Source organism: Microtetraspora sp. NBRC 13810 (assembly GCF_030268685.1).
In the GTDB taxonomy this organism is placed as follows: domain Bacteria; phylum Actinomycetota; class Actinomycetes; order Streptosporangiales; family Streptosporangiaceae; genus BSRQ01.
In genome coordinates this window covers 179,960-192,997 of the sequence record NZ_BSRQ01000005.1, presented here as the reverse complement: position 1 = coordinate 192,997, position 13,038 = coordinate 179,960, and the positions used below count along the sequence as shown (strand labels likewise).

Genomic DNA, 13,038 nt, shown 5'->3' with positions numbered 1-13,038 from the left:
GGAAGCAATGTTCTCAACCCTGCGCCTGGCGCCGGAGCTGGTCCAGCACCGCCTCGTTCTCCAGCGGGCGGGTGAAGCCGACGATGCCGCTCCGCTCCGTGTAGGAGGTGACCTTGATCGGGCCGCACAGCCGGCAGCGCGCCTCGATCATCTTGCCCTTGGTGACGACCATCCCCACGTGTCCGGGCCGGTTCGGGCCGGTTCCCGGGCCGGAGTTGAAGAAGACCAGGTCGCCGGGCTGCTCGTCGCCGGCGGACACCCGCACGCCGAAGGGCCACTGCCCGAAGGTGGTGCGCGGGATGCTCAGCCCGACGGACCGGTAGGCCATGTAGATGATCCCCGAGCAGTCGAAGGCGTCCGGTCCCGTGCCGCCCCACAGGTACGGCTTGCCGCGCTGGGCGAGCGCGTAGTCGAGGATCTTCGCGACGGTCTCGTTCGGCGCGGCGTCCACCAGCGGCTCGTCGCAGGCCGGGTCGGCCTCGGGCGGCAGGACCAGCTCGCCGGTGCTGGCGTAACGTTTGGCGATCTCCAGCACCTGGTCGACGTACCACCAGGCCCGGTTGTAGACGAACAGCGCCTGCCGTATGTCCTCGGGGGCGCCGTTGCGCTTGAGCATCTTGGCGGCGCCGAGGATGGCGTCGGCGGGGTTGTACACGTCTGCCCAGCCGTCGCCGTCGCCGTCGCTGGCGTAGCCGTTGAACTGCGACGGGATCTTGATCTTGGCGGCGCCGCCCCAGGTGCTGATCAGGAACTGCATCGGCCCGGCCGCGCCCGCCGAGTTGGTGCCGCTGCTGACGCCGGGCAGGGTGGACCGGCCGTGGTTCGTCTCGCGCTTGCCGACGGCGGCCAGCACGTTCCACTGGACGCCGATCCTCTGGCCGTTCTTCTTGTAGAGGTCGAGGTACTCCTCGGGGATGTCGGAGGCGGCCGTCTGCGACAGGTCGTCGACGTCCGCCGGCGTCTCCTCGCAGGACGCCGCACCGCCGCCGCCGAGAACCGTGGGGAAGGTGCTCATCAACATGGGGGCCATCACCAGGGTCAGGAGAACCAGCCCCGCCAGGGCGCCTATCAGGACGATCCGGGCCCGCGAGGTCCTCATTCCACCCCCTCCGCGCCCGTGCCCGGGTCACCTTCCTGGCCGGCGTCGGCCGGCTGGATGTCGTACACCCGCCAGCCGTCGCCGACCTGGGTGAGCGTGACCGCCCACTCCTCGGTACGGTTCGCCGGACCGGCCTTGGTGGTGACCTGCCGGGTGCCGGTCACCACGAAGATCACCGAAGACCGGTCGATCTCGCGGATCTCCTTCACCTGCGCCGAGCCGGTGGCGACGAGCTGTTCGGCGCGGTTCTGCTCGATGGTGCCGGGCGAGGTCACCGTGCGCGCCAGGTCGGCGCCCAGCTCCGCGGTGGTGAACCCCTGGAGCCGGGTCGCGTAGGCGGCGGGGTCCTCGTCGAAGCGGTAGGTGCCGTACGCCGCCGTGAACCGCTGCGCGATGTCGGCGGCGGCGGAGAGCTGCTCCTTGGTCATGGGCAGGAAGGAGTAGATGTCGAACGGCGCCCCGCTGGCGGTCGGCACGACGGTCGGCTCCGGCGCGGTCACCTGCTCCTGCCGTGCCCCCTGGCTCTGCGCGGCCTGCTCGGCGACCGGCTCCGCCTCGCTCTCGCCGCCGCCGGTCCCCCCTATCGTGAGGTAGATCCCGACCGCGGCGAGGACCACCACGAGGCCGACGAAGACCACCCGCCGGTCTCCGGCTTGTCGTGCCATGCTCAGTCCTTGTCAGGGCTCGACGGGCGCAACCAGAACGGCACCTCGGCGTTCTCCTCCGCGTTGCCGCCGGAGCGGCTCGGCAGCCACAGCGGCGGCGCCTCGGACGCCCGGTGCGAGCCGCCGTCGCCGGAACCGCGCGACGAGCCGTTCCGCGAGCCGCCGAAGAAGCCACCGCCCTCCGACCGCCCCGACCCGCCGCCGAACAGGCTGCCGCCGTCGCCGGAACCGCGCGAAGAGCCGCCGGAACCGCGCGCGGAGCCGTTGCCCGAGCCGCGGGAGGAGCCGTTCGAGCCGCGTGGCCTGGAGCCGCCGCCGGAGGACCCGCCGGACCGGCCGCCGAACAGGCCGCCGCCGGAACCCGAGCCGGCCCGGCCGTTCGACCCGCCGGTGCGCGGCGCCGTGCCGCCCGTCCTGCGGGTGCCGCCGCCGGTGGAGCCGCCGCGCGCCCAGCCGCCGCCGGACCGCCCGCCGAACCAGCCGCCGGAGGACCCGCCGCCCGCCGCGCCACCGCCGCCCGAGACCCCGCTCCCGCTCCCGGTCCCGGTTCCGGTCCCGACCGGGCTCCCCGTACGGCTGCCGCCGTCGGGGGCGCCGCCGGCGCGGCCGGAGAGGTTCAGCGGCGGGGCGGAACCCGTGCGCGGGACCGTGGTGCCCGCGGAGCCCCTGCGCCGGCCGGACGCGGGATCGGTGTCCAGCGGCGCGGGCGCCCCCGCGGGGACGCGGGCGCCGGACGGCGTGCCCGGCCCGCCCTCCTCGCCCCGGACCTTGCCCTGGGCCACGGACGCGGCGGCCGAGGCTCCCGCGCCGCCGGCCATCGCCGCGGCCTGGATGAGCGGCTCCGCCTTGCGCATGCCCCAGCGCCCGACGCGGTAGCCCGCGACCGGCGGCAGCGCGTTGGCCGCCCGGGACAACGTGGGCGCGCTCGCGGCCTCGCCCAGCATGCGCGTGGTGAGCGTGTGCCCGTCCATCGACGAGAACAGGTGCTGGAACGGCCGCCGGTAGAAGAACACGGCGATCGTCAGCAGTGCCATGAAGAGGATCTGCATGCCCCACGGCATCGCCGAGGAGATGATCAGGGCGTAGCCGTACACGAGCACGCCTAGCACGAGGGCGAGCACGGCCTGCCGGAGCAGCGTGCCGACCAGCATCTCCACCCAGCGCATGGCGATGATCCGGCCCGACCCCGGGTGCACCCCGATCAGCAGGAAGACCGGCGCGAGGATCAGCAACAACAGGAAGCCGACCTTGAGCACCAGCAGCGAGACCGCCACCAGGAAGATCAGCAGACCGGCGACCATCGCCGCGATCAGCGCGCCGATCGCGATGCCGAGCCTGCTGGTCCAGTCCTTGCCCTGGATCAGCGGGAAGATCGCGGTGTTCTGCAGCGGGGTGGCGAACTCCTCGACGAACCGTTTCTGGTACGCGTCGGGTGCGACGGCCTGGGTGGACCGTTGTTCCTCCCGGTCGATGGCCTGCATGTCCAGCACCTTCGCCCCGAAGTCGCGCACCACGGGCGCGTTGGAGTCGGCGGTGCCGAACTGGCCCATCAGCCACGGCTTGCAGACCAGGGTGGACCACAGGGCGTCGGCGTTCTGGTCGACGCCGGGGGTGCCGCTCTGGCCGTAGCCGCCGGGCCGGGCATCCGGGCTGGCGTCGCCCTTGGTCGGCAGGCAGGTCGCGCCGCCGGCGCCGGGCAGCCCGGCGAACGCCGAGTTGACGACCTCGCCCGTCTTGTCCGTGACGATCTTGCCGAGGCCGGTGAAGTCGCCCGGCCGGGAGAAGAACCACACCGCGACCGTCACCGCGAGCACCATCCAGATGACGCCCTCGGCGGTGGTGGTCGCCCGTTTGCGGATCAGGCCGTACCACGCCAGCCAGATCGCGCCGAGGATCACGATGGGCCGCAGGTAGGGCCAGTACATCGCGTCGGCGAGGTTGGTGACGATGTCGTCGACCACGTCCTTGATCGACTGGAGCGGGCCTTCGGTGGCCGCCGCCTGGTAGGTGCTGATCGTGATCCGGTCCACCGACTTGGCCCACAGGAAGACCGTGTTGGCCCAGGCGTTGCCGAGGACCGCGACGACGTCGCTGCAGCCGAGCTGGTAGGTGTGCCAGAACTGCCCGGCGGTGCCGTACCGGTCGTAGTTCGTCTCGGCCGTCGGCGGGGGCGGGGCGCCCGGCGGGGCGGGGGCGCCCGGGGACGTCGAGACCGCGCCCGGCGGGGGCGGCGGCTGCAACAGGCCGTCCACGCCGCCGTCGACGATGTCCGGCGTGAGATTCGCCGACAGGTCGCACGGGCCGGCCGCCACGGCGGTGCCCGAGGGCAGCACCAGCGGCAGCGTGATGAATCCCAGGAAGACGACGAGACCGAGCGCGAGCCGCCTGCGTAGTCGCCCGCGCCGCCGCCGTCCCTTGGGGGGAACCCTCATGACCGCACCTCCTGCGCCGTCGTCCCCGGGCTGCCGATGCCCCCAGACCGATCATGCCCGTTCTCGCCGGGCTTGTCGTGCGTCGGATTCGTGTCGAGCCATCTCAGGAGTTCTTCGGAGATCAGGTCCACCGCGATACGCCCCGCGCGGCCGTCCAGATCCCGGAAGACGCACTCGCCGTTACCCAGCGAGCGGAGCACCGCCTTGTGCTCCTCTGAGGCGTCGACACCGAGCAGTGCCATGACGTGCTCGACCTCGACCCGCTCGGTGGAGCGGAAGGCGAACACGGAGGAGAGACAGTTGGTGACCTGCTCGCTGAGGAGGTCTCCGGCGTTCTGCGAGACCAGGACGAGCGCGGTGTTGCGGGACCGGCCCATGCGGCTGACCTCGGGCACCAGCTTGGCGCCCTCGGGCGTGGAGGTGATCGCCCACGCCTCGTCCAGGAAGATCGCCTTGGGCGCCCGCCGGTCCAGGCCGTTCATCAGCCGCCTGGCGAACTGCGAGACGAGGTAGAGCAGCGCCACCGAGAGCCGCTGCTCGTAGGAGTAGTCGTCGCGGCCGGTGGCGACGTCGGGCAGGGTCAGCCCGCCGAGGGTGAACACCGTGGTCCAGCCCTCGCTGTCGATCTGGTCGCCGCCGGAGGGGTCGAAGCACAGCCGGGCGAGGTGCATCTCCGACATCGACCGCAGCACGGCCCCGAGATTCTTGGACGCCGGGTCGTCGGCCTGCTCCAGGTAGTCGACGACCTTGCCCAGCGAAGGATCCTCCGCGTTGGACACCGCCGCCACGGCCTGGATCATCGCCGACTCGCGCTCCTCCGACATCCGGGGCAGCAGCAGCCGCAGCGTCTCGGTGGCCATCGTCTTCTTCGCCGCGATGTCGTCGCCGAACGAGAACGGGTCCAGCAGGCCGGGCGCCGCCGAGCCGAGCGGGATGATCCGCGCCTTCCTGCCGCGCATCTGCAACAACTGGACCAGCGACTCGGCGTCACCCTTGGGGTCGATCACCGCGACCGTCACCCCGCGCAACGCCATCTGGTAGATCAGCAGCAGGGCCAGCGTGGTCTTGCCGCCGCCCGGCTCACCGGTGATCGCGATCGCGGTCGGCCGGTTGCGGACCGCCGCCACCAGCGGGTCGAAGTGCACGATGCTGCGCGCCCTGCCGACCGTCTCGCCGATGTAGGGGCCGACCCAGCCCTCCTTGGACTCGTCGTGCCGGTCGCCGAGGTCCACGGTCGCGGTGGCCATGCCGCCCGCGATCGTGCGCAGCGGCTGCCGCTGGGCGTAGGCGTTGACCCGCACCCGCTCGCCCGGCAGCGCCTCGCAGAACAGCGAGAACTGGTCGCCGGTCGAGTTGACGATGTCGATGCCGAGGTCGCGGTAGTGCTCCACGACCGCCTCGACCCGCTGGGCGCAGATCTCCTCGGTCGGCGCGGTGATGATCAGCCGGTGCCAGCCGTACACGAACGGCAGGCGCTCCTTGGTGATGCCGTGTTCCAGCATGCGCGCCGCGTCGATCTGCTCGGCCAGCGCGATCGGCGCCTCCGCGCCCGCCTCCCGGATGTGGATGTCCATGTCCCGGGCGTGCGCGAGTTTGCGGGCGACGTCCTTGCTCGCCTTGATCGGCGGGATCAGCCGCATCCGGCTGGACACCTCGACCGGGAAGGGGAGCTGGTCGGCGAAGTGCGTCCACGGCTCGCCGTCGGGGAAGGGCATCAGGTCGGGGAAGCGGGCGAAGGACAGGTGCGCGACGTAGGAGTCGCCGGCGACCTGCTCGATGCGCAGCATCGAACGGCCGTTGTGGATCTGGCCCTCGACGAGCCCCTCGATCTCGCCCCTGCCCCACCGGCGCTTCGGGCTGGCCGACGGCGGCGGGTCGCCGAGCGAGCCGGTCACCGCGTGCTGGAACAGCCAGGCGATCTCGGTGGAGGTGGCGTGCCTGGCGTAGAGCGCGCTGGAGGCGAGCGCCCTGCCGAGCCGCTCGGCCTGGTCGGTCCACTTGGCGATCTCGCTGTCCTGGACGTGGTCGTCCTCCAGGCCGAGGACCTTCTCGCTGCGCTGGTAGAAGCCGAACAGCTGGGAGAGCACGCCGGTGCCGAGCTGCGCCCCGCGCGGCCCGAGGCGCACGCCGAGGTAGACCTCCTTGCTCCAGAAGTCCTTCGCCCAGACGTGCCGGTACATGTCCTCCAGGTAGTCGCGCCAGCCCGGCCCCTCGTCGGAGGTCGCGTTCAGGGCCATCGCCCACTCGGCGGCGGGGTAGGTCCGGTGGGCCACCCTCAGGTGCACCTCGGCGTCCGACATGCGGATCGCGGCGAGCGCGATCGTGATGTTGGTGGCCAGCGCCTCGCGTTCCTCCGGAGTGACGAATTCATAGCTCACCGTCGGAAGACGGAAATATGCCCACGCAGCGGAGTCGGTGAGAAGCACGCGGTCGTCGAAATACCGGACGGCCAATCGGCTACGCGCCCGCGACGACCTGCTCATCGGCCGATCACCGTTCCCTCGCGCCCCCGGATCACTGGGCCACTTCCTCCTCGTTCTTTCTCGTCTGGGGTGTGACGAAACCCGCGACCACGACACCGGCCAGGGCCAGATAGGCCCTGCGGCTCGCCGCGCGCAACCGCACGGGCTCGACGACCTCCGGCGAACCCGGAGCCAGATCGTCCTCCCACGGCACCCGGACGATCGCACGGCATCTGCCCCGCGCCACCGCCTCGGCCTGCTCCACGTCGTTCATGCTGCGCCGGCTCACGCCGTTGACCACCATGATCGCCCTGCGGCGAAGGTGCGCGCAGCCGTGCCCGTCCAGCCAGTCGTACGTCATCGCCACCGCGTCGGGCCCGTCCTCGCTGGCCGGCACGACCAGCACGAGCTGGTCCGCGTACGGCAGCACCCGCGCGGCCAGCGCCGCCGCCGGATCCAGCACGACCAGCTTGTAGTGCCGGTCCAGCACGTCCATCGCCTGGCCGAGCCGCTGGTCGGAGAAGAGCGTCCGGTCCGACATGCGCTGCTCGGCGCCCGCGTCGGTGTCGCCCGCGATCACCTCCAGGCCGGAGGCGGTACGCGAGGTGTAGGTGCGCATCGCCAGGTAGCTGCCGCCGACCCGGTCCAGGCCGCCCAGCAACGAGCTGAGCGTCTCGGGCGAGTCGACCGGGATCCTGCCGGTCAGCGTGCTGGCGCCGACGTTGGCGTCCACGGCGAGCACCCGGTCCTCGCGGTACTGCGCGAACGTGTGGCCGAGCATCAGCGCCGTCGTGCTCTGCCCGGCGCCTCCGGTGCAGCCCAGCACCACGACCCGGCGCCCGCCCTCGAACGGCGCCCGGGTCCGCGCCTCGTCGATCTCCGACCCGTCCGTACGGCTGCCGCCGGATCCGATGACCACCTGGGCGAGCCTGCGCCAGCCGCCCGAGGGATCGCGGCCCACCACCGACTCCACCCGGCGCGGCCTGGGCGGCGCCTCCCGCACGGGCTCCCGCTCACCCGCCGAGGGCCCGGCGCCCTGTACGGCCCCGCCTCCGGCCACCGCCGCAGGCCCGGCCTGCACCGCGCCGCCACCGGCGGGCACCGCCCGGATCGACACCCGCGGCACCACCACGTCGGCGCCTTCCCGCCCGTCCTGCTGCCCGGCCTCCCGGCCCTGCACCGTCGCGTCCTGCCCGACGCGCGCACCGGGAACACCCTGCACAGGCTCCCGGGCCCACGGCACCTCCCGCCCCGGGTCGCCCGTCACACGCTGCGCCACCTCCCGGGCAGCGGGAACACCCTCCACCGCCTCGGACACGACGTGCTCCACCACCTCCCGGCCACCGTGGCCCGAGTCCGGCGTGACCTCCCGGCCACCGTGCACCAGGTCCCTCGTGACGTGCCCCGCCACCTCCCGGCCACCGTGGCCCGGGTCCCGCGTGACGTGCCCCGCCGCCTCCTGGCCGGCGTGGCCCGGGTCTCGCGTGACGTGCTCCGCCGCCTGGGCGCCGGGGGCGGCCTGGGCCGGCTGACGGTCGTGGGGTGTGCTGCGGGGCGGCTCCTGGGTGCCGTGTGTGCTTTGCGACGGTTGTGGGGCTTCGGGGTTGTGCTGGGGGGTGGGGTGGGGGACGGGGCGGAGGGCTCTCGGGGCTCGGGAGGGCGGCTGGGGGGCCTGCTCCTCCCGGGCGGTCTCCTCGTGCCGCTCCTGGTCGTCGCCGGGCCGGCCGGCCGCGGGGACGCGCAGTGGGAACGTGGCGGGCTCGGGGGCGCTCTCCTCGTGCCCCGGCCCGAGGTCGGCGGGCTGGGGCCGGCGGGCGTCGGGGACCTTGGGGAGGCGGGTCACCGGACGCGGCGGCTGGCCTCGGCGGTGGCTCTCCCTGGCGTCCTCCTCGCCGCCCGAGTCCAGGTCGTCCACACCGGCGGAGGCCGCGAGCCTGCGCAGCCGCCGCAGCGCCTCCACTCCGATCGGCCCGGCGGGCGAGGCGGCGGCCTCCGCCCCCTCCGGAGCGGCGGCCCCACTCGCGAGCGCGCCCTCCTCACCCTCCACGCCCCCGGAAACCACCGGCTCACCGGAACCCGCGCGCCCGGCATCCTGGTTGCCAGGATCCGTGCGCGCGGCCGTGTCGGCGTCGGCCACCGTCCCGGGCGGCTCGGGCAGCTCGGGCGGCGACTCCCCGGCCGGAACACCGCTCCCGACGGGCACGCCCCGGCCTGGCGCCGTGGTGTCGCGCGGCGGCCCGCCGGGGTCGAGTGCGGGCGAGATCACCAGCTTGCCCGCCTCGCGGAAGGTCAGGGGCGTCCCCGTCTCCGGGGACACGGGCTTGCCGGTCTCGGGCATGGGTGGTGCGGCCGAGGACGACAGGGCGGGGGCCACGCCTTCGCGGCGCGCGCCGGCCGTACCCCGGACGCCCGGACCGCGGCTCTCTCCCCTGCCACGCGCCTCCGCCGCACCGCGCGAGGTGGCGCGGACCTGCTCCCCCGCGCCACGGGCGCGAGTCGGCTCCCCTGCGTCGCGGGCGCGAGTCTGCTCCCCCGTGCCACGGGCGCGGGCCGGCTCCCCCGTGCCGCGGGAGGCGGCGCGGGGCTGGGCGGCGGCCTCGGCCTCGCGGGAACCCCAGCCGAGGCGGGTCCTGGAAGGGGGCGGCGCGGCGCTCTCGGTGACCGGGGCGGTCGCGGCGGCCGCTGCGGCGGCGGCCACCGCCGGACGCACCTGGCGGGCCTTGACGGTGGCGCGCTGGGCGCGGCGCACCGTGGCGGCGTGCCTGGCCCGGCGCGGGGCCTTGGCTTTGGCCTTGGCCCGCTCCCCGGCGGGCTTGGGGGCGGCCCGCCACACCCGGGCGGTGAACGCGATCTCGGCGGGCTCGGCGTCCGGGGCCATACGGCACCAGGTACGCGGCTCGCCCATGTAGCGCAACTGCGACTGCAACAGCTCGGTGAGCCGCTTGCTCTCGATGACCGGCCGGGTGGACAGCCAGGTCACCACCCCGGGCGGTACGAGGTAGACCACGTGCCACGGAGCCTCGAAGGGCAGGCCGACCAGCAGGAGCAGGAGCGACCACGGCACCAGCACGCCCGCGAAGACGCCGATCCAGACGATCGGGAGCGGCATCGGCAGCTTGAGGTCGTACAGCTTGTAGAGCCGCTTCTCAATTCGCCAGATGTTGGTATACGTGGGCAGGTCCATGCGGTCCTCCTCTCCGCCCCTCGGGCCTAAGGTCGTGCTCCCTCGTTGGTGCCCGGCTCGTCACATGCCCTCCGGTGCGCAGAGTCGCCCATCCTTCAATGACCGCGCCGAGCCGGTTCCAACCCTCATTCGATGCCTAGCGCTCCCGCGATCGCCCTCGCCGTCACCTCGATGATGTTGGGCACGTAGAAGATCACACCGATCGCCACGGCGAGAATGATGAACTGTACGAACCTCGTGATCTCACGGGTGAAGAGGAAGAAAAGGGCCACCACCGAGACGATCACGAGAAACAGCGGCGCGAAGAAGCTGCGGAGGAAGTCGGCGAGCCCTTCCGTGTTCACACCGGTGGCCGGAGCGGTCGGAGACGCGGGAGCCGCGAGGTCCAGCACGCTCAGCAATATGGTCTTGAAAGTCAATTCTCGTCCTCCCGGGGGTACCGATCAGCCACGATTGGGCCTGGCTCTGTCATCTCTCAACCCAGGGACCGGCCGGCGCCACGGATGTCCTTGACGAACCACTTGTCGCCCTGCTTCTCGACGGTGAGGCGGTAGGCCTGCTCCAGGGTGCCGGCCATGGCGGCCGGGTCGGCCGCCTCCGTGGGCTGGGCCACGGGCGTGGCGCCCGCGGGTACTCCCCACACGACGATCGCGGTGATCTCTCTCGTGGTGCCACCGGGTGGCACCACGACGTCCTTGAGGTCCCTGTAGGTGAACGCGCCCGCGAAGCTGTCCAGCGTCTCGCCGACGGCGACATAGCGCTGGAGCTGGACGGTGTCGCCCGAGGCGTAGGCGGTGAAGAAGCCGGCGAGCTGGGGACGCAGCTCGTTGGCGGTGGCCTCGTCGCGGTCCGGCTCGGGAGGCTGGGGCAGCGGCGCGGGCGCCGGCGCGGGCAGCACCGCGGGCTGCGCGGAGACCACGAAGTTCCCGTTCGCGTAGTGCACCGGCACGGAGAGCAGCAGCCGCCGGTTGCCGGACTGGAAGGTGAGCGTGACCACTCCGTCGGCGGCGCCGAGCACCTCGACGCCATAAGGCTGAATCGCGCCCGCGGCCAAACGGCCGATGCCGTCCCAGCCGAATTGCGGGTCGGCGCCGTCCGGAAGATAGGGGGCGAGCCTTCCCGCCCTTTCATCGGGTGTCGCGGCATTGAAATTCAAATAAACCGCGGCGAATTGGTTGGCGAATGCCGAGGCGCGGTCCGAGGGAAATTCGGATTCGGCCGACGAGGTCTGCGGACCGGTGACCGCCGGGCCCTGGGTGAATCGCTCGAACGGCGCGCGTACGCCGTTGACGACGATGACCACGATGAGCGCCCACAGGATCACCCGGCCGGTCCAGACGAGCCACCGCCCGCCGCCGCCGGACCACCGCCCCCGGCGCGGCGCGCCGCGGCCGCGCCCCTTGGCGCGCTCCTCGGGCTCCTCCGGGTATGCCGACAGCTCCGCGTCGTCAGCGGTCAGAGGATCCTGCTGGACGATCGACCTTCGAGCCATCACGCCTCCGCTCGCGCCGATCCCGCCGGCATGGCGCGGTGTCGTCTTACTATCGATCCTGTTATCGGTGGTGAAGCATTCACCCTAGCGGCCCCGCCAATTGTTCCAGGAAAGCCACGCCCATGCTGCAGGCATCACCCTAACCGAGCAAACTTGGTCTCCATCTCGGGTGGCCGTCCCCGTCTGCTCCGAGGTGCCACCGAAAGCAGGTCATACCAGGCCAGAGCTCCTGTCCATTACCTAATGGCCAGGTCTTGCTGTCCAAACGGCTCCCGGAGTGTCGCGACCTGCGTCTTCACCCACCGCCCGGACGACGTCCGACCCCCCGGAGCGCTCCAGGGACCGTGCCACAACCACCGTCCCGCCCGGCCCGTAACACCCCCTGACGGCACCCACCCCACACCGCCCACCCGCGCGACACACCGGCGAGTCGCCTGCCAGGCCCCTCACCCGCTCCAAACCGCCCCGCACCCCGGCGGCGTACCGGCGGGTCGCGCGTCCGGGTCGCGCGGGGATGGCGTACCGTGCCTGACTGATGCGCCCCTATGTCCTGTTGAGCGTCGCGACGTCGATCGACGGTTACATCGACGACACCTCTCCCGAACGGCTGCTGCTCTCCGGGCCGGAGGACTTCGACCGGGTCGACCAGGTACGTGCCGAGTCGGACGCGATCCTGGTCGGCGCCGAGGCGGTGCGCCGCGACGACCCCCGGCTGCTGGTCCGCGACCCCGCCCGGCGGGCCGCCCGGCTCGCCGCGGGCCGCCCGGAACACCCGCTCAAGATCACCATCACGGCGACCGGCGACCTCTCCCGCACACTCCGCCTCTGGCAGGGCGGCGGCCCGAAGATCGTCTACACCACGGACACGGGCGCGGCCCGGCTGCGCGAGACGCTGAACGGGGACGCGGCCGAGGTGGTCGCCATGGGGGACGCGGTCGCCTTCGGGGCCGTGCTCGACGACCTCGGCGCGCGCGGGGTGACCCGGCTGCTGGTGGAGGGCGGCGGCCGGATCCACACCGCCTTCCTCGCCCAGGGGCTCGCCGACGAGCTGCACGTGGCCGTTGCCCCCCTGCTGGTGGGCCAGCCCGGCGCCCCGCGTTTCCTGCACCCCGCCGAGTACCCCGGCGGGACGAACCGCCGTCTGCGCCTCCTGGACACCCGTATGGCGGGCGACGTCGTCCTGATCCGCTACGCCCTCAAAGACACCTGACCCCTACGCGCCCGAAGACACCTGATCCATCACACGACTGAGGAGGCCGGCCGGTGACCGACGAGGAGTGGCTGCGAGCCGCCATCGACCTGGCCGCCCTGTGCCCGCCCGCCGAGACGGCCTTCTCCGTCGGCGCGATCATCGTGGACGCCGGGGGCGAGGAGATCAGCCGCGGCTACAGCAGGGAGACCGACCCGCACGTGCACGCGGAGGAGTCCGCCCTGGCGAAACTCGCCGGCGACGACCCGCGCCTGCCCGGCGCCACCGTGTACAGCTCCCTGGAGCCCTGCTCCCGGCGCCGTTCCCGCCCGCGCACCTGCACCCAGCTCATCCTCGCCGCCGGCGTCCGCCGCGTGGTGATCGCCTGGCGCGAGCCCGACCTCTTCGTCACCGGCAGCCAGGGCACCGAACTCCTCACCGCGGCCGGCGTCCAGGTCGTCGAGCTCCCCGCCCTGGCCCCCGCCGCGAAGGCCCCCAACGCCCACCTGCTCTGA

The 13,038-nt window shown here is 72.9% G+C and carries 9 protein-coding genes; 2 read left to right on the top strand and 7 right to left on the bottom strand.

Going from position 1 to position 13,038, the window contains the following annotated elements; translation table 11 throughout:
• Positions 1-13 precede the first annotated feature (13 nt).
• The 7 genes from QSK26_RS12655 to QSK26_RS12625 all read right to left on the bottom strand — a co-directional run bounded on the left by QSK26_RS12655 (position 14) and on the right by QSK26_RS12625 (position 11,334).
• Entirely contained in the window at positions 14-1,099 is a 1,086-nt protein-coding gene (locus QSK26_RS12655) for a C40 family peptidase (RefSeq protein WP_285775270.1), read from the bottom strand.
• Positions 1,096-1,764, bottom strand: a complete 669-nt coding sequence (locus QSK26_RS12650; protein WP_285775269.1) for a hypothetical protein — start codon at positions 1,762-1,764, stop codon at positions 1,096-1,098. Before QSK26_RS12650 ends, QSK26_RS12655 begins: the two co-directional genes overlap by 4 nt.
• Positions 1,765-1,766: 2 nt before the next feature.
• Positions 1,767-4,196, bottom strand: a complete 2,430-nt coding sequence (locus tag QSK26_RS12645; protein WP_285775268.1) for a type IV secretion system protein — start codon at positions 4,194-4,196, stop codon at positions 1,767-1,769.
• Positions 4,193-6,679 carry an ATP-binding protein gene (locus tag QSK26_RS12640; protein WP_285775267.1) on the bottom strand — a complete coding sequence of 829 codons (2,487 nt, stop codon included), beginning with the start codon at positions 6,677-6,679 and terminating at the stop codon, positions 4,193-4,195. The genes QSK26_RS12645 and QSK26_RS12640 overlap by 4 nt, the downstream gene beginning before the upstream one ends.
• A gap of 31 nt (positions 6,680-6,710) precedes the next feature.
• Positions 6,711-9,842 carry a TcpE family conjugal transfer membrane protein gene (locus tag QSK26_RS12635; RefSeq protein WP_285775266.1) on the bottom strand — a complete coding sequence of 1,044 codons (3,132 nt, stop codon included), beginning with the start codon at positions 9,840-9,842 and terminating at the stop codon, positions 6,711-6,713.
• 125 nt (positions 9,843-9,967) lie between these two features.
• On the bottom strand, positions 9,968-10,234 hold the full coding sequence (locus QSK26_RS12630) for a hypothetical protein (RefSeq protein WP_285775265.1): 267 nt from the start codon (positions 10,232-10,234) through the stop codon (positions 9,968-9,970).
• An 83-nt stretch (positions 10,235-10,317) separates the two neighbouring features.
• Positions 10,318-11,334, bottom strand: coding sequence for a conjugal transfer protein (locus QSK26_RS12625; RefSeq protein ID WP_285775264.1), 1,017 nt, complete (start codon positions 11,332-11,334; stop codon positions 10,318-10,320).
• A 535-nt stretch (positions 11,335-11,869) separates the two neighbouring features.
• Between QSK26_RS12625 and QSK26_RS12620 the strand changes: the two genes are divergently transcribed.
• Together QSK26_RS12620 and QSK26_RS12615 are read left to right on the top strand one after the other, a co-directional pair.
• Positions 11,870-12,544 (top strand): RibD family protein, encoded by a 675-nt coding sequence (locus QSK26_RS12620; protein ID WP_285775263.1) that lies wholly within the window; start codon positions 11,870-11,872, stop codon positions 12,542-12,544.
• Between the two features lie 53 nt (positions 12,545-12,597).
• Complete coding sequence (locus tag QSK26_RS12615; protein WP_285775262.1) at positions 12,598-13,038, top strand: cytidine/deoxycytidylate deaminase family protein; 441 nt, start codon at positions 12,598-12,600, stop codon at positions 13,036-13,038.

What these genes read in the sequence shown, in the direction of transcription:
- QSK26_RS12655 (WP_285775270.1), bottom strand. Translation starts at nt 1,099, where the DNA reads ATGAGGACCTCGCGGGCCCGGATCGTCCTGATAGGCGCCCTGGCGGGG.
- QSK26_RS12650 (WP_285775269.1), bottom strand. Translation starts at nt 1,764, where the DNA reads ATGGCACGACAAGCCGGAGACCGGCGGGTGGTCTTCGTCGGCCTCGTG.
- QSK26_RS12645 (WP_285775268.1), bottom strand. Translation starts at nt 4,196, where the DNA reads ATGAGGGTTCCCCCCAAGGGACGGCGGCGGCGCGGGCGACTACGCAGG.
- QSK26_RS12640 (WP_285775267.1), bottom strand. Translation starts at nt 6,679, where the DNA reads ATGAGCAGGTCGTCGCGGGCGCGTAGCCGATTGGCCGTCCGGTATTTC.
- QSK26_RS12635 (WP_285775266.1), bottom strand. Translation starts at nt 9,842, where the DNA reads ATGGACCTGCCCACGTATACCAACATCTGGCGAATTGAGAAGCGGCTC.
- QSK26_RS12625 (WP_285775264.1), bottom strand. Translation starts at nt 11,334, where the DNA reads ATGGCTCGAAGGTCGATCGTCCAGCAGGATCCTCTGACCGCTGACGAC.
- QSK26_RS12620 (WP_285775263.1), top strand. Translation starts at nt 11,870, where the DNA reads ATGCGCCCCTATGTCCTGTTGAGCGTCGCGACGTCGATCGACGGTTAC.